This is a genomic window from Bradyrhizobium cajani (assembly GCF_009759665.1).
GTDB lineage: Bacteria > Pseudomonadota > Alphaproteobacteria > Rhizobiales > Xanthobacteraceae > Bradyrhizobium > Bradyrhizobium cajani.
In genome coordinates this window covers 110,520-132,316 of the sequence record NZ_WQNE01000025.1, presented here as the reverse complement: position 1 = coordinate 132,316, position 21,797 = coordinate 110,520, and the positions used below count along the sequence as shown (strand labels likewise).

Sequence of the window (21,797 nt, the reverse complement as noted above, 5' to 3'; positions counted from 1 at the left end):
CGCGCCCGGCTCGGCCTGCCCAGGGCCGAGGACGGCAAGGTGCCGATGGCGGTCGGCGTCGATTTGCGCGGCGAATCCTATGGCCTCCTGATCGACCAGATCGGCGAGGTGCTGCGCCTGCCCGAGGACGGCAAGGAAGAGAACCCCGTCAACCTCGATCCCCGCATGGCCAAGCTCGCCGGCGGCGTCCACCGCCTCGACGGACAGCTCATGGTCGTCCTCGACGTCGATCGCGTCCTCGAGCTCGAAACCAAAGTGCAAATGGCTGCGTGAGCTTTCAAAACATCGAAGCCGGAGAACCAAAATGAAGACATGCTTGGTGGTCGATGATTCCAGCGTCGTGCGCAAGATCGCGCGCCGCATCCTGGAAGGTCTGGAGTTCGAGGTCACCGAGGCCGAGGACGGCTCGAAGGCGCTCGAGATCTGCCAGCGCAAGCTGCCCGATGCGGTGCTGCTCGACTGGAACATGCCCGTGATGGACGGCTTCGAGTTCATGGGCCACATGCGCCGCCTGCCCGGCGGCGACCAGCCCAAGGTGGTGTTCTGCACCACCGAGAACAACGTGGCGCATATCGCTCAGGCGCTCAGCGGCGGCGCCAACGAGTACATCATGAAGCCCTTCGACAAAGACATCATCGCCGACAAGTTCGCTGAGGTTGGCTTGATCCCGGTCGGACAAACCATGGTCTGAGTGTGTCTGGCCGAAGAGCTTCGGCCAGAGTGTTCCCAGTTCAGCTTCGAAGAGGCCGTCCGTGACCCCGACCGAGTATGAGTATCTGCGCAAGTTCCTAAAGGATAATTCCGGTCTCGACCTGTCCGCAGACAAGCAATATCTGATCGAAAGCCGCCTGCTGCCGCTGGCGCGCAAGGCCGGGCTCTCCGGCATCGCCGAACTCGTGCAGAAGCTGCAGGCCGGCTTGCGCCCGCTGATCACCGACGTGGTCGAAGCCATGACCACCAACGAGACCTTCTTCTTCCGCGACAAGGTCCCGTTCGATCATTTCCGCGACACCATCATGCCCGAGATCATCAAGGCCCGCGCCGGCCGCCGCAGCGTGCGCATCTGGTGCGCCGCCGGCTCGACCGGGCAGGAGCCTTATTCGCTGGCGATGTGCCTGAAGGAGATGGGCGCGGCTCTCACCGGCTGGCGCGTCGAGATCATCGCGACCGACCTGTCGCAGGAGGTGCTGGAGAAGGCCAAGGCCGGCGTCTACAGCCAGTTCGAGGTCCAGCGCGGCCTGCCGATCCAGATGCTGGTCAAATATTTCAAGCAGACCGGCGAGACCTGGCAGATCAATCCCGAATTGCGAGCAATGATCCAGCACCGCCAGCTCAATCTGCTGCACGATTTCGCCCAGCTCGGCACCTTCGACGTCATCTTCTGCCGCAACGTGCTGATCTATTTCGACCAGGACACCAAGATCAACATCTTCAACCGCCTGGCACGCCAGATCGAGCCCGATGGCTTCCTGGTGCTGGGGGCCGCCGAAACCGTGGTCGGACTGACCGATACGTTCAGGCCGATTCCGGACCGGCGCGGCCTCTACAAGCCCAACGACCCGCGTGCCGCCGCCGCCAAGCCGGTTCTCGCCGGCGCGGCCCCGCGCATGGCGGTCATGGCAGGACGCTAACCATGGCCGAGGACAGCAAGGGCGCGGAACGCGTGACGTTCAGTCGCGGCTACGACGTCTGCATCATGGCCATCGACGGCACCTGGCGTCGCGACTGCAAGCTCAACGCGATTTCCGACACCGACGCCGTCCTCACGGTGGAAGGCTCGATCCAGGGGCTGAACCTGAAAGAGTTCTTCCTGCTGTTGTCGTCCACCGGCCTTGCCTACCGCCGCTGCGAGCTGGTGCGCGTCAACGGCGCCGAAATGGACATCCAGTTCCTGCGCGGCAAGAACAGGAAGAAGCGCGGGGCGGCCGGCGGCCACGACGCGGCGGCCTGATGGGCGTGTCGCTGTCGTCGCGCTTTGCGCCACGTTGCTTTACATTTGCTGAAACATCCGAACGAATTTGCAGCGGCGGCTTTACGGCGCCTAAGCGCGAGCCGTGTATCCATTGCCGGTCTCAATCTCAGGATACGGCAATGCCCAGAAGTTCCCTCTCCCCGATCCCGTCAAACCTGCCCGACGTCGCCGAGCGGCGTGCGCTTCAGCTCCTGGTGGTCGATGACGACGCCACGCAGCGCAGCCTGATCACCGTCGCCGCCAGGCAGGCCGGCCACGAAGTCACCGTGGCGCCGTCGGTGGCGGAGGCGATCGAGAAGCTCCGTGCCGCGCGCTTCGACTGCGTGACGCTCGATCTCGTGCTGGAGGATGGCGACGGCATCGACGTGCTGCGTGAGATGGCGGCAGCGAAATTCGCCGGCGCCGTGATCGTGATCAGCGGCATGGACGGCAAGCGCCGCAGCGCCGCCCGCAGCTTCGCCCGCTCCGTCGGGATCGAGCTCCAGAGCCTGCCCAAGCCACTCGATCTGGCGGCCCTGCGCATCAGCCTTGCCAATCTCGGCAAGATAGCGATGGGTCTGCCGGCCATCCACACCTGGGGTGGTGTCGCCTCCGACGCGATCGTGGAACGGCACCGCAGCTGAGACGCGGAGCTGCCATGCGATCGGATGCTGCCGCGCCGATCGCGTCTATGCCGGGTTGCTGGTATCCGACAGACAGTGCAGGGCGTGGTCAAGGCCCGCCCGGCAGGCGTTCAGGGCGGCACTCGCCGTGGCATAACGCGGCGTGACGTCGTCGAGCACGAAAATGTCGGCGGAACCCGCCTGATCGCCGCCGTCGTCCTGCAGCGCGCCTGCTTTGATCATGGCTGCGTCGATCAGGCGCATGCTGCTCTCGATTTGCGCGATCAGGGAACGCAGATCGGCCGCAATCAGCCGACGGCTGTCGACTTCGGGCAGCGTGACGAGAGGGGGCGTGCCGGCAGAATTTAGCATGGATATTCTCCGTCCTCTGCAATTAGGCGCCCTGCCGCTACTTGTGCGTTAAGTCCATGTCCCGTACAAATACGGGTGGGCCGAATCCGCGCCGAACGCCATAACGCTTGGTGTGGACGCGAGTCCGTAATGCCAACTGGATGTGTGGCACATGGCCGAACAAACCTCTCGCGGTGAAATCTTCGTGGTCGACGACGACCCTGCCGTTCGCGACACCTTGTCGATGGTGTTGAAGGCGGCGGGCTATGAGGTGATCTGTTTTGCGGACGGCGCCGCACTGCTTTCCGTCGCGCGAAATCGCACACCGGCTGCGATCCTGCTCGACGTGCACATCCCCGGAAAGTCGGGTCTCGACATTCTGAAGGAGCTGCACGGCGAGGACTACCCGGCGCCGATCTTCATGATCTCCGGACAGGGCGACATCGCGATGGCGGTGGGCGCCATCAAGAGCGGCGCGCTCGACTTCATCGAGAAGCCGTTCCGCGGCAGCGAGATCGTCGGCCGGCTCGACGAGGCGATCGGCGCCTATGCACGCAGGCAGGCGGAAAACGCGTCGCCGAAATTCGGCTCGCTGCATTTCCCCGGACGCGAGCCGTTGACGCGCAGGGAGCGCGAGGTGCTCGAGCAGTTCGCCGCCGGTGCATCCAACAAGGAAGCGGGCCGCACGCTCGGCATCAGCCCGCGCACCATCGAAGATCATCGCGCCAACATCATGAAGAAGCTCGGCGCCCGCAACGCCGCCGACCTGATCCGCATCGTGATGACGGCGGCCCAGCGCGCGTCGTAGCTTCATGCGTGAGATGCCGTAGCACGGGTGAGCGAAGCGACACCCGGGAACGCTGGCGCAGAGTCCCGGATAGCGCTTCGCTCATCCGGGCTTCGGAGCCTCAGCCGCTCAGCGCCTTGCGGATGATCCGCGCCAGATCCGACTTTCGATAAGGTTTCGCCAGCAGCAGCACGCCCGAATCCAGCCGGCCGTGATGGATGATCGCGTTCTCGGTATAGCCGGACGTGAAGACCACCCTGAGATCGGGACGCGTCTTCAGGAGTTCGTCGGCAAGCTGCCGCCCGTTCATCTTGCCGGGCATGATGACGTCGGTGAACAGGAGGTCGAACGGCTTTCCGGCGGCGACGATCGCGAGCGCTTCCGCGGCGTTCGCCGCCTGCAAGGTGACGTAACCCAGCGAATGCAGCTGCGCCAGCACGTAGTCGCGCACTAGGCGGTCGTCCTCGACCACGAGGATGGTCTCGTGTCCGCCCTCGATCGCCGCCGCCGTCACGCCCTCGCCGACCGCCGTCGCCGTCTTGCCCGGCGGCAGGTACATCTTGATCGTGGTGCCGTGACCTTCCTCGCTGTAGATTTTGATGTGGCCTGCGGACTGCTTGATGAAGCCGTAGACCATCGAGAGCCCGAGTCCGGTGCCCTTGCCCGGGCCCTTCGAGGTGAAGAAGGGGTCGAACACCCTGGCCAGCATGTTCGCGGGGATTCCGCTGCCGGTGTCGCTCACGGCGATCAGCACATAGTATCCCGGTCGGATGTCGTTGGCGCTGGCATAGACCTCGTCGAGATAGGCGGTGCCGGTCTCCACGATCAGCTTGCCGCCGCCGGGCATGGCGTCGCGGGCATTGAGCGCGAGGTTGAGCATCGCGGTGGTGAGCTGGTTGGGATCGACGATCGCGACGCAGCTCTCCTCCTCGAACACCGATTCGATCTGGATCTGCTCGCCCAGGGTCGGCCGCAACAGTTTTGCAGTGTCGACCACCAGCGAGTTGATGTCGATCTCGCGCGGCTGGAGCGGCTGCTTGCGCGCGAATGCGAGCAGGTGCTGGGTGAGATCGGCGCCGCGCGCGGCCGCCTCGTCGATCATCTTGGTGATGGCGGCAAGCTGCGGCTCCTTCGCGACCGCCTCCGCCAGGATCTCGATGGTCCCGGTGATGACGGTGAGAATGTTGTTGAAGTCGTGGGCCACGCCGCCGGTGAGCTGGCCCACCGCCTCCATCTTCTCGGCATGGCGGATGCGCTCCTCGGCCGCGATCTTGTCGGTGAGGTCGCGGTAGAAGACGTTGAACAGCAGGCCCTCGCGGCGCTTCAGCGCGGTGACGCTCAGCTCGGCCTTGAATTCCTTGCCGTCGCGGCGGCAGCACGTCAGCTCGCGGCGGCGGTTCAGCGTACCGCCGTCCTCGTTCTCAAGGAAACGTTTCAGGCCCGCGCTGACCCTTTCGCGTTCGCTCTCGGCCACGATCAGGTCGATCGTGCTCTTGCCGAGCACCTCGTCGCGGCGCCAGCCGAAGAGCTGCTCGGCCTGCGAGTTCCAGTTCAGGATGCTGCCGGTCTCGTCGGTCTGGACAAAGGCGTCGAGCGAGGTCTCGACGATGTTGCGGGCGAGCCGTTCGCTCTCGCGCAGCGATTCCTGCGCGAGCCGCGCCTCGGTCATGTCGCGCCCGATGAAGTAGTAACGCTGCGCCTGCTCGGACCAGCTGCCGAGCCAGGACAGCCAGACCTCGTGCCCGTTCTTGTGGAAGCATCGCGTGTCGGCGAGCTTGGTGCGCTCGCCGCGCCGCATCGCGCGCATCTCGGCGCGGGACTGCTCCAGATGATCGGGATGGAGGAAGTCGACGCCGCTGCGGCCGATCATCTCTTCCGGCTGGTAGCCGAGAATGGTCGCGCTGCTCGGGCTGATCTGCACGACATGGCCGCGCGAGTCCATGATGATGATCAGGTCCTGCGAGGTGTCGAAGATATGCCGGCGTTCCTCGAGCTGCTGCTGGAGCGCCCGCTCGGCCCGCCGCGCCTCGGTCAGGCTGCGCGCAGACCCGGAGGCGCCGATGATCTCGCCCGACGGTCCTCGGATCGGCGAAAGGCTGAGCGAGATCTCGACCGGCGTGCCGTCCTTGCGCAGGCGCACCGTCTCGAAGCGTTCGATCGGCTCGCCCCGGGTGAGCCGCCGCAGATAGTCCTTGCCGTGCTCGCGGCGGTCGGCGGGCACGATGATCGACGTGGGCTTGCCGATCGCCTCCTCCGCCGAATAGCCATAAAGACGTTCGGCGGCCGGATTCCATCCCGTGATGATGGCATCGCGCGTCTGCATGACGATTGCGTCGTCGGACGATTCCACCGCGGCGCTGAACAGGCGCTCGCGCTCGGCATGGTGGCTTCGCGCAGCCTCGGTGCGGCGATGATCCTCGATCTCGCGCTCGAGCGCGGCCGTCTTCGCCCGCGTCTCTTCCACCATCTGGGCAAAGGCCCGGGCCAGCACGCCGGTCTCGCCGCCGGCATCGACGGGAATGTCGGCGGGCCGTCCGCTGCCGATGGCCTCCACCGCCGCGGTCAGGCGCCCGATCGGGCGCGTCAACGAGCGCGCCACGAACACCGCAAGCAAAGCCGCGGCACCGATGGCGAGCACGCCGACCAGCGAGGAGGTCCTTTGAATCGACGCCGGAACGCGGGCGAACACCGCCGGGGGGACCGTCTCGATGATTGCGACCCATTCCTTGCCCGCAAGCAGCGCCGGCGCGATCGCCGCGCCGCTCGGCCGGCCCGACCGGTCGGTCATGAGCTGCGTGGACGGTTGCGGCAGGCTGGCCTGGGCCGCAAAAAACGGAAAGTCGTTGCGCCAGTCGGCGGGGTGACCACGCAACGAGCCGAATTCGAGCGTGCGATCGGGATGGACGAGATAGTCGCCGCGCGCATTCACGGCGTAGATCTGTCCGCCCGCGCCCGAGGTTGCACGAACGCGGTCGAGCGCCGGGCGCATGTCGATATTGGCGATGATGATGCCGAACGGCTTGGCGTCCGGCGTGAACAGCGGCGTCGCGACCCGCAGGGTTGGCGTGTGCAGGGCTGTGGTGCCCCCCTGGCGAGTGGCGAGATCGATGGACGAAACGTAGATATCGCCGGGCGCCAGCCGAATCGTGTCCTGGAAGTAGCCTCGCTCGCTCTTGCGCTCCAGCTCGCCGTCGGGAACGACCCGTGCCGCTCCGTTCGGGCCGGAGCGATCGACGCGGACCAACTCGCGCTGGTCGTCGTCAAGACCGATGATTCGAAACTGCGAGTAGCTGGGCTTGGCCTCGATCTCGGCCACCAGCCGTGCCGCGATGCGCTCGCGCCAGGTTTGCTCCGAGACGCCGTCGAGAGCATCGACACCGCCACCGATGTGAGCGCGGATCAGACCATTGATGGCGGAAGCGGAGCGATAGCCGAGCAAGTCGCCGCGGGCGCCCGCAACATAGGATTCGAGGTGGGTGGCCAAGAGGCTCGACTGCGCCTCGACGCGCTCCAGAACCCGGGGAATGACGGCCTGGGTGAGGTTGCGATAGCCCAGCCAGCCGACTGCGGCCACGGTCACCGCCACCAGCAGGATCATCGCGATGGCCAGCCGCGTCGCGAGCGTCATCCGGATCTTCGCACCGCTTCCCGAACGGCCGCGCCTGCGCCGGCCCGACACGGAACGGACGTCCTTGTCATCGGCGGCCGGCGCTGACATCGGGTGCCTCCGGCCGGGCCGCCTTCAGGCAGCCATCAACCGCGGCGAGCAGAGCCTCGGCCCGGAACGGCTTTTGCAGGCTTGCCACCGCGCCGAGCTTGGTCGCCATCTTCAGGAAATCTGGCTCCGCAAAGGCGTCAGGCGTAATCGAGCGACCGGAGATGACGATGATCGGAATCGCCGGGGCCAGCGCCCGGATGTGGCGCATCGTCTCCAGCCCATCCATGCCCGGCATGAAGATGTCGAGAAACAGCAGGTCGAACAGGCTGGCCTCGAACAGCGCAAGCCCCTTGCGGCCATCGCCTGCGACTGTGACGTGGTGACCGGCTCTCTCCAGCAGCAGCCGGATCGTGATCTGCACGGCCGGGTCGTCATCCACGATCAGGATGTTGGCCACGTCTGAAATCCTCCGGGTCGGATGGAACCACCCTCGGGCGACCATCGAACAAAGCAGCAGACGTGAAATTGTTGCGCGGATTCCGCCCAGCCTGCAAGCACTTCGCGCCTGGTGCGGTTGCCTTTTTCCGGTGCCTCCAGGGCTAGGCCGTTGCGGCCGGTACGCACGGTTGCGTGCACATGGTTTCTGGCGTGTCCGCCCACCTAATCGGTCAGATACTCCGGATAGTGGCTCCGGATCTTGTCGAGCTCGCTGAGCGTGCCCGACAGATGCTTGCGCAGATGTTGTTGCGCAGCATCGGCATCCCCCGCCTCGATCGCGCGCGTGATCAGTTTGTGGTGGCGAACGATGTTCTGGGCCTTGCCGGGCGAGGGCAGGTGCAGCCGGCGCAAACGGTCGCTGTGCCCGCTGCGGCTGTGCACCAGCGCCCACAGATCCTGCTTGCCGGCGGCCGTGTAGAGCTGGGCGTGGAAGTCGTTGTCGCCGGCCATGAAGGCTTCGAAGTCGCCGGCCTTGGCGAATTGCTGTTGCAAGGCGATGGCCTGATCCAGGCGGAGGATCAGGGACGCGTCGTGACCGGTTGCGAGCAGGCGGACGATCTCCAGCTCGAGCGCCTGGCGCAGGAAATGCGCCTGTTGTGCGCGACCGACGTCGATCCGGCTGACCACGGTCGCATGCTGCGGAAATACGTCGACCAGGCCCTCTTCCTCGAGCCGCATCAAGGCATCTCGCACCGGCGTCGAACTGACGCCGAACTGGCTGGCCAGCTCGGCCCGTGACAGTGGGGCGCCCGGCGGCAGTTCCAGGGCGATGATCGCGTTGCGCAGTCGCTCGAACACCTGCGGCGCGGCTTGACGGCCGCGATCGAGCCGGGCGGCGGGTCGTGGAGCCGCGCGCGGCGCGGCGTGGGGGTGTTCCATGGCGGGTCCCGCGGGCTTGCCTTTGATGCACTAATATATTAGTGCATCACTAGCGTCAACGCAGCGCGACGATGACCGGAGGAAACACACAACAATGATCATGCATCTTCGTAGCAGGCTTGCGGCCGCCGCCCTGATCGCCGCATCCGCCTTCATGGCGCAAACGGCGCATGCGCAGCAGAAATCCGAGATCGCGCTGTCGCGGCAGCCCGGCATCTTCTACATGCCGAGCCACATCATGGAGAAGCTGAAGCTGATCGAGAAGCATGCGGCTTCCCTCGGCGTCTCCGGTGTCAACACCAAATGGATTACGTTCTCCGGCGGCGGCGCGCAGACCGACGCGCTGCTCGCCGGCGGCGTCGACATCCTCAACACCGGCACCGGCAATCTGCTTTTGCTGTGGGACCGCACCCGCGGCGGCGTGAAGGGCATCGTCGCCACGTCCGCCCAGCCGATGACGCTGATCAGCCGCGACGCCAACATCAAGTCGATCAAGGATTTTGGCCAGGCTGACAAGATCGCCGTGCCGACGGTGAAGGTCTCGACGCAGGCGATCGTGCTTCAGATCGCGGCCGCCGAGGCCTTCGGCGCCGACCAATGGTCGAAGCTGGACGCCAACACCGTGCAGCTCGGCCATCCCGACGCCTATGCGGCGCTCGCCAATCCCAAGCACGAGGTGCACAACCACTTCTCGATCCCGCCGTTCACCTTCCTGGAGCTGAAGAACGTGCCGGGCGCGCATGTGGTGCTGTCGTCGCCCGACGTGATGGGCGGCCCGCTCAGCCAGGCCCAGTTCTTCACCACGACCAAATTCGCCGACGCCAATCCAAAAATCATCCAGGCCGTGCGCGATGCGACCAAGGAAGCGCAGGACCTGATCCGCAGCGACACCAAGCAGGCGGTCGAGATCTACAAGGAGATCACCGGCGACAAGACTTCGGTGGAAGAGCTGCTCGACCTCCTGAAGGAGCCCGGCATGATGGAGTGGAACCTCGAGCCGCAGGGCACGATGAAGTTCGCGGCGCATCTCTACAAGACCGGCACGCTGAAGAATCAGCCCAAGGCCTGGACGGATTATTACCTGCCCGTCGCGCATGACCTGAAGGGCAACTGATGGCGCTGCTCGACGTCAGCTCCGTGACGCTGCGCTACAAGACCTCCAGCGCCGTCGTCACTGCCACGGAGAGGGTAAGCTTCACCGTCGACCGGTCCGATCGCTTCGTGTTGCTCGGGCCGTCCGGCTGCGGCAAGTCGACCCTGCTCAAGGCCGTCGGCGGCTACATGAGCCCGAGCGAAGGCCGCATGAGCATCAACGGCCGCGAGATCCACGGTCCCGGCGCCGACCGCATGATGATCTTCCAGGAGTTCGATCAGCTGCTGCCCTGGAAGAGCGTGCTCGCCAATGTGATGTTCCCGCTGCTCACGGCGAGGAAGCTGTCGCGCAAGGACGCCGAGGCGAAGGCGCGGGCCTATATCGAGAAGGTCGGCCTCACGCGTGTGGTCGATGCCTATCCGCACACGCTGTCCGGCGGCATGAAGCAGCGCGTCGCGATCGCGCGCGGCATGGCGATGGAGCCGGACATCCTGCTGATGGACGAGCCGTTCGCTGCGCTCGACGCGCTGACGCGGCGCACCTGCCAGGACGAATTGCTCCAGCTCTGGAGCGAGACCAAATTCACCGTGCTGTTTGTGACCCATTCGATCGCGGAAGCGATCCGCATCGGCAACCGCATCCTGCTGCTGTCGCCGCATCCTGGCCGCGTCAAGGCCGAGGTGGTCGACGTCGACAAGGTCTCCAGTGGCGATGGCAGCGCCGGCCGGCTCGAGAAGGAGATCCACGATCTCCTGTTCGCTTCCGAAGCAACCGCGCATTGAGGGAGCCAGTCATGGGCGAAGCAAGAATTCTGCTGCGTGATGCGACAGTGGCCGCCGGCGGCGCGAGCGAGGTCGAGCGCAAGCTGAGCGTTGTCGAGCTGTTGTGGAACGACGGCTTCGTCCGCAAGTCCGTCATCATCCTGTTCCTGGCGGCGGTCTGGGAAGCCTACGGCGTCTATCTCGACAATCCGCTGCTGTTTCCGACCCTGCACGACACCTTCGTGACGCTGTTCGACCGCGTCAAGGACGGCACCATTCCGATGCGCGCCTGGACCTCGCTGAAGGTGCTGTTCATGGGCTATTCGGCGGGCATCGTGCTCGCCGCGATCTTCACCATACTCGCGATCTCGACGCGGATCGGCACCGACTTCCTGGAGACGGTGACGGCGATGTTCAACCCGTTGCCGGCAATCGCGCTGTTGCCGCTCGCGCTGATCTGGTTCGGGCTCGGCAATGGCAGCCTCGTCTTCGTGCTGATCCATTCGGTGCTGTGGCCGGTCGCGCTCAACACCCATTCCGGCTTCAAGAGCGTGTCCAACACGCTGCGCATGGTCGGCCGCAATTACGGCCTGCGCGGGCTGCCTTACGTGGCGAAAATCCTCATCCCGGCCGCCTTCGGCTCGATCCTCACCGGTCTCAAGATCGGCTGGGCCTTCGCCTGGCGCACGCTGATCGCGGCCGAGCTGGTGTTCGGCGTGTCCTCGGGCCAGGGCGGACTCGGCTGGTTCATCTTCGAGAACCGCAATCTGCTCGACATACCTGCCGTCTTCGCCGGCCTCTTGACCGTGATCATCATCGGGCTCTTTGTCGAGAACCTGATCTTCCGCGCCATCGAGCGGAACACCGTCCAGAAATGGGGCACTCAATCGTGACCAAGAAGAAAACACCCGACCAGCTCCGCAGTGCGCGCTGGTTTGCGCCCGACGATCTCCGCTCGTTCGGACACCGCTCCCGCACCATGCAGATGGGCTACGCGCCGGAGGAGTGGAAGGACCGCCCGATCATCGCGATCCTCAACACCTGGTCGGATGCCCAGCCCTGCCACATGCACTTCAAGTCGCGCGTCGACGACGTCAAGCGCGGCATCCTGATGGCCGGCGGCCTGCCGCTGGAACTGCCGGCGCTGTCGCTGTCGGAATCGCTGCTTAAGCCGACCACCATGCTCTATCGCAATCTGCTGGCGATGGACGCCGAGGAGCTGTTGCGCAGCCATCCCGTCGACGGCGTGGTGCTGATGGGCGGCTGCGACAAGACCACTCCGGCGCTGCTCTTGGGCGCGACCTCGATGAACATCCCGGCGATCTATCTGCCGGCAGGCCCCATGCTGCGCGGCAACTGGAAGGGCAAGACGCTCGGCTCGGGCTCCGACGGCTGGAAATACTGGGACGAGCGCCGCGCCGGAAAGATCTCTGACAAGGACTGGCTCGACATCGAGGCCGGCATCGCCCGCAGCTACGGCACCTGCATGACCATGGGCACAGCCTCGACCATGACGGCGATCGCGGAAGCGATCGGCATGACGCTGCCCGGCGCGTCCTCGATCCCCGCCGCCGACGCCAACCACATCCGCATGGCCTCCGAATGCGGCCGGCGCATCGTCGAGATGGTGTGGGAGGATCTGACGCCGAAGACGATCCAGACCCGCAAGGCGTTCGAGAACGCGATTGCGGTGGCGATGGCGATGGGGTGCTCGACCAACGCGATCATCCATCTGATCGCGCAGGCCCGCCGCGCCGGCCAGGACATCGGGCTGGACGATTTCGAGATCGCGAGCCGCAAGGTGCCCGTCATCGCCAACGTCCGTCCGAGCGGCGATGCCTATCTGATGGAGGATTTCTTCTATGCCGGCGGCCTGCCGGCGTTGATGAGCCAGATCAAGCAACATCTGCATCTCGATTGCATCACCGTGACCGGTCAGACGCTGGGCGAGAACATCGACGGCGCCGAAGTGCACAACGCCGACGTGATCCGCCCGGTCGACAATCCCATCTACAAGGAAGGCGCGCTCGCCGTGCTCAAGGGCAATCTCGCGCCCGACGGCTGCGTCATCAAGCCCTCCGCCTGCGCGCCGCGCTTCCTCAAGCACACCGGACCTGCGCTGGTGTTTGACGACTATCCCTCGATGAAGAAGGCGGTCGACGATCCCAATTTGGACGTCACCGAGGATCACATCCTGATCCTGCGCAATGCCGGGCCGCAGGGCGGCCCGGGCATGCCGGAATGGGGCATGCTGCCGATCCCGACCAAGCTCGTGAAGCAGGGCGTGCGCGACATGGTGCGCATCTCGGACGCGCGCATGAGCGGCACCAGCTACGGCGCCTGCATTTTGCACGTTTCGCCCGAGTCCTACATCGGCGGTCCGCTGGCGCTGGTACGGAACGGCGACCGCATCACCCTCGACGTCGCCGCGCGCACCATCAACCTCGATGTGCCCGAGGCCGAACTCGCCAAGCGCCGCGCCGCCTGGAAGCAGCCCGAGCGCCGCTTCGAGCGCGGCTATGGCTGGATGTTCACCAAGCACATCAAGCAGGCCAACGACGGCTGCGATTTCGACTTCCTGGAGACCGATTTCGGCGCGCCGATCGGCGAGCCGTCGATTTACTAGTGACCCCTGTCATTCCGGGGCATCGCGAAGCGATGAGCCCGGAATCCATTTCTCTGCAGTGCTTGCGGCCCAATGGATTCCGGGCTCGCGCTGCGCGCGCCCCGGAATGACGAAAGAGAGAGTGTACCAATGTCCAAACTTTCCGAAGCCACTCGCAACAAGCTCAAATCCGTCTCCACCGCCACCGTCGCAACCGCGCTGTTCAAGCGCGGCCTGCGCATCCAGATGATCCAGGATGTCTACCCCGTGGGCCCGGATCAGCCGACTATGGTCGGGGAGGCCTTCACGCTGCGCTACATGCCGGCGCGCGAGGACCTCAACACCATCGACGTCTTCAAGGATCGCTCGCATCCGCAGCGCAAGGCGGTCGAGGATTGTCCGGCAGGCGCCGTGCTGGTGATGGACAGCCGCAAGGATGCGCGCGCGGCGTCAGCCGGCGCGATCCTGGTCACGCGCCTGATGAAGCGCGGCGTTGCCGGCGTCGTCACCGACGGCGGCTTTCGCGATTCCGCCGAGATCGCCAAGCTCGGCATCCCGGCCTATCATCACCGCCCCTCGGCGCCGACCAACCTCACGCTGCACCAGGCCATCGAGATCAACGTCCCGATCGGCTGCGGCGATGCGCCGGTGTTTCCCGGCGACGTCATTCTCGGCGATGCCGACGGCGTCATCGTGATCCCCGCGCATCTGGCCGACGAGATCGCCAACGAAACCTTCGAGATGACCGCGTTCGAGGATTTCGTCACCGAGGAAGTCGGCAAGGGCCGCGGCATCTTTGGCCTCTATCCAGCGACCGACCCGCAGACGCTCATCGACTTCGCGGAATGGCGGAAGAAGAACGGTCGCTAGAGCATGATCCGAAAAAGTGTGCAGCGGTTTTCCGAAAAGATCATGCTCAGGCAATAAGAGAACGATGGCAAGATCAGCGCCGTGCTCATCGACCTCGTCAATCCGCACGGCCTTGCCTTTTCGCCGGACAAGAAGAAGCTCTACACCGTCGAGTGGAAGGGCGCACGGCGCGGTGTGAGCTTGTTTGTGGGGCGACAACTCGCCCCACACCCTCCACTGTCGTCCCTGCGAACGCAGGGACCCATAACCCCAGGGAGACCTTGGGCGAAGACTCTCAGTTAAGACGCCTTAGCTGGTGCTGCTACCTTGACTGCACCGATGGATCACGCGGTATGGGTCCCTGCGTTCGCAGGGACGACAGCGCGGAAACATGTGCGCGAAACAACGTCTGGCCCGTAGCCCGGATGGAGCGAAGCGCAATCCGGGAACAGTGTTGCGGTCTGCACGAGTCCCGGATTTCGCTGCGCTCCATCCGGGCTACAAGGTTACACCCCGGCCTCCGCCATACCCGTCGCCCACAGCGCGAACGCATACACGATCGCGACTTCATCGAGCCGGTCGAAGCGCCCCGAGGCGCCGCCGTGGCCCGCGCCCATGTTGGTGCGGAGCAGGACCGGGCCGCCGCCGAGCATGGTGGCGCGCAGGCGCGCGATCCATTTGGCAGGCTCCCAATAGGTGACGCGCGGATCGGTCAGCCCGCCCATCGCCAGGATCGCCGGATAGTCCCTTGCGGCGACGTTGTCGTAGGGCGAGTAGGACAGGATGGTGCGAAAATCCTTCTCGCTTTCGATCGGGTTGCCCCATTCGGGCCATTCCGGCGGCGTCAGCGGCAGCGTGTCGTCGAGCATGGTGTTGAGCACGTCGACGAACGGCACTTCCGCGACGATGCCCGCGAACAATTCGCCGGCGCGGTTGGCGACCGCGCCCATCAGCATGCCGCCGGCCGAGCCGCCATGGCCGACGATGCGCTTAGCGCTGGTGTACTTCGCATCGATCAGCGCCCGGGCGCTCGCGGCGAAGTCGTCGAACGAGTTCGTCTTCTTCTCGCGCTTGCCGTCGAGATACCAGCCCCAGCCCTTGTCGGCGCCGCCGCGAATATGGGCGATGGCGTAGACGAAGCCGCGATCGACCAGCGACAGCCGATTGGCGCTGAACGAGGCCGGCATCGCCATGCCGTAGGAGCCGTAACCGTAGAGCAGCAGTGGCGCCGAGCCGTCGAGCTTCAGCCCGCGGCGATGGAGGATCGACACCGGCACCTCGGCGCCGTCATGCGCCTTCGCCATGATGCGCGTGGTGACGTAATCGGCCGCATCGTGGCCGGACGGGATCTCCTGGCGCTTGCGAAGGATGCGCGTGCGCTTGACCATGTCGTAGTCATAGACTTCCGAAGGCGTCGTCATCGACGAATAGGCAAAGCGTAAATTCGTCGTCTCGAATTCGTAGGAGCCCATCGTATCCAGCGAATAGGCGGCCTCGTCGAAGGCGATGGCGTGCTCCTCATGGCCAGCGAGATCGCGGATCACGATCGACGGCAGCGCGTTGGCGCGCTCCAGCCGCACCAGATGGCCGGCATAGAGATCGAGGTCGATGATGTAGATGCCCGGGCGATACGGGATCAGATCGCGCCAGTTCTCGCGCTCGGGCGAGGCGAGCGGCGCCGTGACGATCTTGAAATCGATGGCGTCATCGGCATTGGTGAGGATGAACAGCTCGTCGCCGCGGTCGGCGAGCGAATATTGCACGCCTTCCTCGCGCGCCGCGACCAGGCGCGGCGGCGCCTCGGGATTTGCGAGGTCGATCAACCGCTGCTCGCTGGTCTCGTGGTCGCCGCCCGCGATCACGCAGAAGCGGCCGCTGGTGCTCTCATGCAGATGGGTGAACCAGCCGGAATCCTGCTCCTCGTAGACGAGCGTGTCGTCGGCCTGTCTGGTGCCGAGCTTGTGACGCCACACCTGCATCGGCCGATGGTTGTCGTCGAGCTTCACGTAGAAGAAGCTCTTGCAATCCGCAGCCCAGACGATGCCGCCGTCGGTCTCCTCGACGAGATCGTCGAGGTCGTTGCCCGTCGCCCAGTCGCGCACGCGGATGGAAAAATATTCGGAGCCCTTGGTATCGGCGCTCCAGGCCTGCAGTTTGTGATCATGCGAGTGCCGGCTGCCGCCAAACTTGAAGTATTTGTGGTCCGTGGCCAGCGCGTCGCCATCGAGCACGATCTGGCCCTCGCCGCCATCGCGCGGCATGCGGCCGAACAGCTCGTGCTGCCCGCCCTCGCGAAACCTGCGGAAATAGGCGAAGGGTCCGTCCGGCGACGGCACGCTGGAATCGTCCTCCTTGATCCGTCCGCGCATCTCGCGCACCAGCGTCTTCTGGAGGCTGGCGGTGTGGCCGAGCAGGCTTTCGGTGTAGACGTTCTCTTCATCCAGGTATTTGCGGATGTCCGGATCGAGCACCGCGGGATCGCGCAGCACCTCCTGCCATTTCTCGTCCTTCAGCCAGGCATAATCGTCGGTCACGGTAATACCGTGGCGCGTGAACGAATGCGGCCGGCGCGGGGCGACGGGAGGCTTGGAAGGTGTCTTGGCTTGTGTCACTCGATCCTCGTTCAGATGCGTCGGCGTTCCTTCGCCTTCCCCCGCGTGCGGGGAGAGGCCGGATTGCATCGAAGATGCAATCCGGGTGAGGGGGACTCTCCGCGATTCCAACTCTCGCCGTCCTTGCGGAGGCTCCCCCTCACCCCGACCCTCTCCCCGCTTGCGGGGAGAGGGAGAAGATGCACACCTTATATCGTCCCGATTCCACGAATTGCCAGCACCGCTGTAGGAACGCGCCAAGGCGCCGGGTTGTTGCCCCGTCTCGAGTATGCTTTAGGACCATGTCCCCGCCGCCGGTCCAGCCTGATGCTCTTCAATTCCTATCCGTTCATCCTGCTGTTCCTGCCCGCGGTGCTGGCCGGCTATTTCTGGCTGGGGCGGCGCAGCAATCTCATGCCGGTGGTCTGGCTGGCGCTGGCCTCGCTCGCCTTTTATGCCATCGGCAATTGGCAGTTCCTGACCCTGCTGCTGATCTCGATCGCCTTCAACTATGGCGTCGGCCATCTCCTGATCGTGGCGCAGCTTACTCCGTCGCAACGAAAGGCGGCGCTCGCTTGTGGCGTCGCCGGCGATCTTCTCGTGCTCGGCATCTTCAAATATGCCGGCTTCGTCACCGAGAACATCAATGCGCTGGCCGGCACGCATTTTGCGGTCCACATCCTGCTGCCGGTCGGCATTTCCTTCTACACCTTCACTCAGATTGCGTTCCTGGTGGATGCATATCGCGGGCAGGTCGCGGCTTACGCGTTGCCGCATTACGCGCTGTTCGTGACCTACTTCCCGCATCTGATCGCGGGGCCGATCCTCCACCACAAGGACATGATTCCGCAATTCGAGCGCAAGGAGTCCAAGCGTCCGGACGCGCATCTCGTTCTCTGCGGAATCATCATCTTCGCGATCGGCCTGTTCAAGAAGACCTGCCTGGCCGACGGCATCCAGCCGCTGGTCGCGCTCGCCTTCGAGGCGCGCTCGCCGAGCTTCGACCAGGCCTGGCTCGGCGCGCTGGCCTACACGTTCCAGCTCTATTTCGACTTCTCCGGCTATTCCGACATGGCGATCGGCATATCGCTGATGTTCGGCATCTTCCTGCCGGTCAACTTCAATTCGCCCTACAAGGCCACCAGCATCGTCGAGTTCTGGCGCCGCTGGCACATGACGCTGTCGCAATTCCTGCGCGACTATCTCTACATTCCGCTCGGGGGCAATCGCAGGGGCAGCGTGCTGCGCTACGTCAACCTGATGATCACGATGCTGCTCGGCGGGCTCTGGCACGGCGCGGCATGGACGTTCGTGGTGTGGGGCGCGCTGCATGGCGCCTATCTCTGCGTCAACCATGCCTTCAATACGTTGGCGCCGAACATCCCCGCGATCGTTGCGCACCCGGTCCGCATCGCCGGCGCCGCGCTGACGTTCCTCGCCGTCGTGGTCGCCTGGGTGTTCTTCCGCGCCGAGAGCGTCGCGTGGGCGCTACGGGTGCTTCACGCCATGGCCGATCCTTCGACTATCGTCCTCGGCCGCGAGGAGATCGCGGCGCTGGTGCTGGTCGCAATCTACGCCGCGCTGGTGTGGCTGGCGCCGAACACGCAAGCGATCCTGGGATACGACCACGGCAACCGCAGGGTCGGCGAGGACTTGCGGGCAGGGCGCATGCGGCCGCTGGTCCTCTACGGCGCGTCGCTGGTGCTTGCGTTCGGCGTCCTCGGCATCCAGAGCCACAGCGAATTCATTTACTTCCGGTTCTGATGCGAACGCCGCTCACACATCTGGGTCGCCTTCTCCTCGCGAGCATCGCGTGCATGCTCGGTGCGGCCGCGCTGACCTATGTCGTCGATCCCCTGCAGCTGTTTCGTCCCTCGCGTCTTGCCGCCTTCTACTCCGACGACACGCGCGTGCAGAATGCCGGGCTGATCCGCAGCCAGTCGTTCGACACCGCCTTCATGGGCACCTCGCTCGCGATCCATTTTCGCCAGAGCGACATCGACCGTGCGCTCGGCGTCCGTTCGCTCAAGCTGGCGATGACCGGATCCAATTCGCGCCAGCAGGCCTTCGTGCTGGAGCAGGCCATCGATCGCGGCGCCCGGCGCGTGATCTGGGAGATGGACGACTTCATCTTCGTCGATGCGGCCGGCATCGAGACCGACCCCTATCTGTCCGTCGATCTCTATCGCAGGACGGCGAAGGGGGTTGCGTCCTACCTGTTCAGCGCCGCGATGGCGAAGGAGTCGCTGTTCGCGCTGATGCGATCGATCCCGCCGTTGCGGGAGCCGTTGATTCACGCGGCGCCCTATCTGCCCGTCAAGTTCGCGCTAGCAGATGTCGATGACATCTACGCGCTGCCGCGCGATTTCGACGTCGCGCGTGACTACAATGCGAACAAGACGCTCGCCTCGTTCGCCTATATCACGAGCCCCGTGCGCAGCCGTTTTCTCGGCGAAGGCTATGGCTATGAGGCGATGGTCGGCCATTTCGAGCGCGATGCCGTCGGCCTGGTCGCGCGCCATCCCGACGTGACCTTCGAGATCTACTTCCCGCCCTATTCCATCCTGCAATTCGTCGCGATGCGCGATGCCTCGCCCGGGACGCTGAAGATCGTCACCGATCTCACGGCGCATATTGCGAAAGCCCTGACGCAGCTTCCCAATGTCCGCCTCCACGACTTTCGCGCGATCAAGCAGGTGACGCACGATCTCGGCAATTACGGTGACGTCATCCACCATTCGCCGATCATTGATGCGAAGGTGTTGAAGTGGCTGGCGAGTGGGGAATACGTGGTTGACCCGAAGGCGCCTCTGGCGTCGCTGAATGAGCTGAAGGCGCAAGTCGGGGCATATCGCGTGCCGCCATCGAATCTGCCGTAGCCCGCATGAGCGCAGCGATATGCGGGTCGTTGTCGCACGAATTCCGGGTGTCGCTTCGCTCACCCGGGCTACGGCAGCGGAGGCCTACACCGCCACCTCTTCGCCGAGATACGCGACTGCCGCCTCCAGCCCGCCCTTGCCATGCGGGATCTTCAGCGCGTTCAATCCGATCTCGATCACCCCTAACGTGCCGAGCAGCATCGGCGCATTGACGTGGCCCATATGGGCGATGCGGAAGGCCTGGCCGGAGAGATCGCCGATGCCGGTGCCGAGCACGACGCCGCACTTCTCCTTGCAATAGCGTTGCAGCACTGCCGGATCATGGCCGTTGCTCATGGTCACCGTGGTCACGGTGTTGGAGCGCTCGCTGGCTTCGGCGACATTGAAGCCCAGCACCTGGCCTTCCGACCAGGCGGACACCGCGCGGCGCGCCGCTTCGCCGAGCAGGCTGTGGCGGCGGAAGGCGTTCTCCAGGCCTTCCTCGTGCAAGAGGTCGATCGCCTGGCGCAGCGCGAACAACAGATGCACCGGCGCGGTGCCGGCATATTTGCGATAATTCTCGGTGCCCTCGCGCTCGCTCCAGCTCCAATAGGGCGTCGCCATATTGGCCGTTTTGTGCACCTCGAGCGCGCGCGCATTGGCGGCGACGAAGCCGAGGCCGGGCGGCGTCATCAGGCCCTTCTGCGAGCCGGACATCGCGACGTCGATGCCCCATTTGTCCATCTCGAACGGCATGCAGCCGAGCGATGCCACGGTGTCCACCATGTACAGCGCGGGATGGCCGCTCGCCTTGATCGCCTTGCCGATCGCCTCGATGTCGTTCTGCACGCCTGAAGCCGTGTCGACCTGGACGACGACGACGGCCTTGATGGTGTGCTCCTTGTCGCGGCGCAGGCGCTCCTCGACCTCGTGCGGTCGCACCGCGCGGCGCCAGTCGCCCTTGAGCACCTCGACCTCGGCGCCCATCAGGGCCGCTGCATTGCCCCAGCCGATCGCGAAGCGTCCGCTCTCCAGCACCAGCACCTTGTCGCCGCGCGAGAGCACGTTGCTCAGCGCCGCTTCCCAGGCGCCGTGACCGTTGGCGATGTAGATGTAGGACTTGCCTTTGGTCGCAAACAGCTTCGAGATGTCGCTGAGCAGGCTCTCGGTCAGGTCGAGCATCTGCTTGGAATAGATGTCGATCGCCGGACGGTGCATCGCCCGCAGCACCTCGTCGGGCATCGTGGTGGGCCCGGGGATGGCCAGAAATTCCCGGCCCGCGCGAACGGTCATTGCTGTTGGTCCTTGTTGCTTGAGAACAGGCTGGTGGGTTGCTGGTTGACACGTTTTACGCGCCGCCGGGCTCCTGGAAAAGCGCGTAAAACGCAGGTCTGGGGTGGGCTATCTCCTGGTTTCGCGGCAGCCGGCAGCTTCCGCCTCCTCCACCGAGCAGAACCAGCGGGTGCCTTTGCTGATCTTCATCTTGATCTGCGTGTACCAGCGGCTGGTCGGCTGGTGATAGATGCATTCGCCTGATGTGTTGACGTTGCCCTTGATGGTGCAGTCAGGCGAAGGGGCGACCGGGCCGGATGCCGAGGCGAGCAGCACCGCATGCGCTCCGTCGGGCGGCTTGGTGGCGCCCAGGATGGCCGTCTTCTTGTTGCGCACGCGCCAGTCCCAGGGCGCGATGAAGGCGCCCTGCCACATCCCGGCTTTTGCCTCGCGCGCGGCGGCTTCGTCCGCGGCGTAATCATGGGACATGCGGGTGTAGGCCAGCGCCCAGCCGCTGCGCACCAGCCATTTCTGGATGTCCTCGCCGCCGACCTCGCAGCGCGCCACGGTGCGGCCGCGCCGGTCGATCGCGCGGGCGTGGCAGACCCAGTTCTTGCCCTCGCTGTATTTGGCGAGCTCGTCGCGGGCCGCGACCCCGCAGGTCCAGCGCTCGGTCTTGGTGTTGAGGCAGAGCTGGTCGACCGCGGGCGCGTCGATGCCGCCGAGCCGGATCCGCGTGTTCCCGATCACGACAGCGTCACCGGCGCGGACCTTTGCCGTGCCGGTGATGTCGGCAGCCTCGGCCAGCGAGGGCCAGCCGGGCCAGGACAAGGCGAGCAAAGCCAGCGCAATCAGGAGTTTTCGCAACATGCCGGTCCGCAAGTTCCAGGAAAAATCTCGATAGACCCCGCGATTGTGGTCAGCTTTTGGCCACTCGGCCAGCACCTGCCTAACGGATGGGCTTTCAACTTCCCGTCATCCGGAGCGAATGGCGAGTAGGGAATGGCGAATGGGGCGCCGA

Annotated in this window: 20 protein-coding genes; 13 read left to right on the top strand and 7 right to left on the bottom strand. The window is 65.0% G+C overall.

The genetic code is table 11. The features are described 5' to 3' along the window. The 5 genes from GPL20_RS26415 to GPL20_RS26395 all read left to right on the top strand — a co-directional run. The coding region (locus GPL20_RS26415) for a chemotaxis protein CheW (RefSeq protein ID WP_205751207.1) at positions 1 to 273 on the top strand (273 nt) is incomplete at its 5' end. Between the two features lie 31 nt (positions 274 to 304). Beyond that, positions 305 to 691, top strand: a complete 387-nt coding sequence (locus GPL20_RS26410; protein ID WP_091897857.1) for a response regulator — start codon at positions 305 to 307, stop codon at positions 689 to 691. Positions 692 to 752: 61 nt separating this feature from the next. Beyond that, complete coding sequence (locus tag GPL20_RS26405; protein WP_254126241.1) at positions 753 to 1,631, top strand: CheR family methyltransferase; 879 nt, start codon at positions 753 to 755, stop codon at positions 1,629 to 1,631. 2 nt (positions 1,632 to 1,633) lie between these two features. After that, entirely contained in the window at positions 1,634 to 1,951 is a 318-nt protein-coding gene (locus GPL20_RS26400; RefSeq protein ID WP_157333104.1) for a PilZ domain-containing protein, read from the top strand. A 140-nt stretch (positions 1,952 to 2,091) separates the two neighbouring features. Continuing rightward, the gene (locus tag GPL20_RS26395; RefSeq protein WP_157333102.1) at positions 2,092 to 2,595 is read left to right on the top strand and encodes a response regulator; all 504 of its coding nucleotides are present in this window, start codon (positions 2,092 to 2,094) and stop codon (positions 2,593 to 2,595) included. 45 nt (positions 2,596 to 2,640) lie between these two features. Here the strand turns inward: GPL20_RS26395 and GPL20_RS38985 are convergent, their stop codons facing one another. Then, a complete protein-coding gene (locus tag GPL20_RS38985) occupies positions 2,641 to 2,946 on the bottom strand; it encodes a hypothetical protein (protein WP_167533220.1) in 306 nt (101 codons plus the stop codon). Between the two features lie 151 nt (positions 2,947 to 3,097). Between GPL20_RS38985 and GPL20_RS26385 the strand changes: the two genes are divergently transcribed. Continuing rightward, the gene (locus GPL20_RS26385; protein ID WP_157333100.1) at positions 3,098 to 3,733 is read left to right on the top strand and encodes a response regulator transcription factor; all 636 of its coding nucleotides are present in this window, start codon (positions 3,098 to 3,100) and stop codon (positions 3,731 to 3,733) included. Between the two features lie 100 nt (positions 3,734 to 3,833). Here the strand turns inward: GPL20_RS26385 and GPL20_RS26380 are convergent, their stop codons facing one another. The 3 genes from GPL20_RS26380 to GPL20_RS26370 form a co-directional block, all read right to left on the bottom strand. Next, positions 3,834 to 7,430: a PAS domain S-box protein gene (locus GPL20_RS26380; protein WP_157333098.1), complete on the bottom strand. Its 3,597-nt coding sequence runs from the start codon at positions 7,428 to 7,430 to the stop codon at positions 3,834 to 3,836. Next, the gene (locus GPL20_RS26375; RefSeq protein WP_254126239.1) at positions 7,408 to 7,827 is read right to left on the bottom strand and encodes a response regulator; all 420 of its coding nucleotides are present in this window, start codon (positions 7,825 to 7,827) and stop codon (positions 7,408 to 7,410) included. The genes GPL20_RS26380 and GPL20_RS26375 overlap by 23 nt, the downstream gene beginning before the upstream one ends. 203 nt (positions 7,828 to 8,030) lie before the next feature. Next, positions 8,031 to 8,747 (bottom strand): GntR family transcriptional regulator, encoded by a 717-nt coding sequence (locus GPL20_RS26370; protein WP_157333094.1) that lies wholly within the window; start codon positions 8,745 to 8,747, stop codon positions 8,031 to 8,033. 94 nt (positions 8,748 to 8,841) lie between these two features. Here GPL20_RS26370 and GPL20_RS26365 point away from each other — a divergent pair, with 94 nt between their 5' ends. From GPL20_RS26365 to GPL20_RS26345, 5 genes are all read left to right on the top strand, one after another. Beyond that, the gene (locus GPL20_RS26365; RefSeq protein WP_157333092.1) at positions 8,842 to 9,861 is read left to right on the top strand and encodes an ABC transporter substrate-binding protein; all 1,020 of its coding nucleotides are present in this window, start codon (positions 8,842 to 8,844) and stop codon (positions 9,859 to 9,861) included. Further along, complete coding sequence (locus GPL20_RS26360) at positions 9,861 to 10,622, top strand: ABC transporter ATP-binding protein (RefSeq protein WP_157333090.1); 762 nt, start codon at positions 9,861 to 9,863, stop codon at positions 10,620 to 10,622. The genes GPL20_RS26365 and GPL20_RS26360 overlap by 1 nt, the downstream gene beginning before the upstream one ends. Before the next feature lie 11 nt (positions 10,623 to 10,633). Next, positions 10,634 to 11,494: an ABC transporter permease gene (locus tag GPL20_RS26355; RefSeq protein ID WP_157333088.1), complete on the top strand. Its 861-nt coding sequence runs from the start codon at positions 10,634 to 10,636 to the stop codon at positions 11,492 to 11,494. After that, positions 11,488 to 13,227, top strand: coding sequence for an L-arabinonate dehydratase (araD, locus tag GPL20_RS26350; protein ID WP_254126247.1), 1,740 nt, complete (start codon positions 11,488 to 11,490; stop codon positions 13,225 to 13,227). The genes GPL20_RS26355 and araD overlap by 7 nt, the downstream gene beginning before the upstream one ends. Positions 13,228 to 13,356: 129 nt before the next feature. Beyond that, positions 13,357 to 14,076, top strand: a complete 720-nt coding sequence (locus GPL20_RS26345) for a ribonuclease activity regulator RraA (protein ID WP_157333084.1) — start codon at positions 13,357 to 13,359, stop codon at positions 14,074 to 14,076. 485 nt (positions 14,077 to 14,561) lie between these two features. On the opposite strand, the gene GPL20_RS26340 is transcribed toward GPL20_RS26345, so the two are convergent. Continuing rightward, positions 14,562 to 16,667 (bottom strand): S9 family peptidase, encoded by a 2,106-nt coding sequence (locus tag GPL20_RS26340; protein ID WP_254126237.1) that lies wholly within the window; start codon positions 16,665 to 16,667, stop codon positions 14,562 to 14,564. 306 nt (positions 16,668 to 16,973) lie between these two features. Here GPL20_RS26340 and GPL20_RS26335 point away from each other — a divergent pair, with 306 nt between their 5' ends. Both GPL20_RS26335 and GPL20_RS26330 read left to right on the top strand, forming a co-directional pair. After that, positions 16,974 to 18,410 carry an MBOAT family O-acyltransferase gene (locus tag GPL20_RS26335; RefSeq protein WP_157333082.1) on the top strand — a complete coding sequence of 479 codons (1,437 nt, stop codon included), beginning with the start codon at positions 16,974 to 16,976 and terminating at the stop codon, positions 18,408 to 18,410. Next, positions 18,410 to 19,525, top strand: coding sequence for a hypothetical protein (locus GPL20_RS26330; protein ID WP_157333080.1), 1,116 nt, complete (start codon positions 18,410 to 18,412; stop codon positions 19,523 to 19,525). The genes GPL20_RS26335 and GPL20_RS26330 overlap by 1 nt, the downstream gene beginning before the upstream one ends. A gap of 84 nt (positions 19,526 to 19,609) precedes the next feature. Here the strand turns inward: GPL20_RS26330 and GPL20_RS26325 are convergent, their stop codons facing one another. Both GPL20_RS26325 and GPL20_RS26320 read right to left on the bottom strand, forming a co-directional pair. Continuing rightward, complete coding sequence (locus tag GPL20_RS26325) at positions 19,610 to 20,797, bottom strand: pyridoxal-phosphate-dependent aminotransferase family protein (RefSeq protein WP_157333078.1); 1,188 nt, start codon at positions 20,795 to 20,797, stop codon at positions 19,610 to 19,612. 108 nt (positions 20,798 to 20,905) lie between these two features. After that, positions 20,906 to 21,646 carry a thermonuclease family protein gene (locus GPL20_RS26320; RefSeq protein WP_157333076.1) on the bottom strand — a complete coding sequence of 247 codons (741 nt, stop codon included), beginning with the start codon at positions 21,644 to 21,646 and terminating at the stop codon, positions 20,906 to 20,908. Positions 21,647 to 21,797 lie beyond the last annotated feature (151 nt).

Excerpts from the sequence above, each read along its gene's own strand:
- GPL20_RS26410 (WP_091897857.1), top strand. The coding sequence starts at position 305 with ATGAAGACATGCTTGGTGGTCGATGATTCCAGCGTCGTGCGCAAGATC.
- GPL20_RS26400 (WP_157333104.1), top strand. The coding sequence starts at position 1,634 with ATGGCCGAGGACAGCAAGGGCGCGGAACGCGTGACGTTCAGTCGCGGC.
- GPL20_RS26395 (WP_157333102.1), top strand. The coding sequence starts at position 2,092 with ATGCCCAGAAGTTCCCTCTCCCCGATCCCGTCAAACCTGCCCGACGTC.
- GPL20_RS38985 (WP_167533220.1), bottom strand. The coding sequence starts at position 2,946 with ATGCTAAATTCTGCCGGCACGCCCCCTCTCGTCACGCTGCCCGAAGTC.
- GPL20_RS26385 (WP_157333100.1), top strand. The coding sequence starts at position 3,098 with ATGGCCGAACAAACCTCTCGCGGTGAAATCTTCGTGGTCGACGACGAC.
- GPL20_RS26380 (WP_157333098.1), bottom strand. The coding sequence starts at position 7,430 with ATGTCAGCGCCGGCCGCCGATGACAAGGACGTCCGTTCCGTGTCGGGC.
- GPL20_RS26370 (WP_157333094.1), bottom strand. The coding sequence starts at position 8,747 with ATGGAACACCCCCACGCCGCGCCGCGCGCGGCTCCACGACCCGCCGCC.
- GPL20_RS26365 (WP_157333092.1), top strand. The coding sequence starts at position 8,842 with ATGATCATGCATCTTCGTAGCAGGCTTGCGGCCGCCGCCCTGATCGCC.
- GPL20_RS26360 (WP_157333090.1), top strand. The coding sequence starts at position 9,861 with ATGGCGCTGCTCGACGTCAGCTCCGTGACGCTGCGCTACAAGACCTCC.
- GPL20_RS26355 (WP_157333088.1), top strand. The coding sequence starts at position 10,634 with ATGGGCGAAGCAAGAATTCTGCTGCGTGATGCGACAGTGGCCGCCGGC.
- GPL20_RS26345 (WP_157333084.1), top strand. The coding sequence starts at position 13,357 with ATGTCCAAACTTTCCGAAGCCACTCGCAACAAGCTCAAATCCGTCTCC.
- GPL20_RS26335 (WP_157333082.1), top strand. The coding sequence starts at position 16,974 with ATGCTCTTCAATTCCTATCCGTTCATCCTGCTGTTCCTGCCCGCGGTG.
- GPL20_RS26330 (WP_157333080.1), top strand. The coding sequence starts at position 18,410 with ATGCGAACGCCGCTCACACATCTGGGTCGCCTTCTCCTCGCGAGCATC.
- GPL20_RS26325 (WP_157333078.1), bottom strand. The coding sequence starts at position 20,797 with ATGACCGTTCGCGCGGGCCGGGAATTTCTGGCCATCCCCGGGCCCACC.
- GPL20_RS26320 (WP_157333076.1), bottom strand. The coding sequence starts at position 21,646 with ATGTTGCGAAAACTCCTGATTGCGCTGGCTTTGCTCGCCTTGTCCTGG.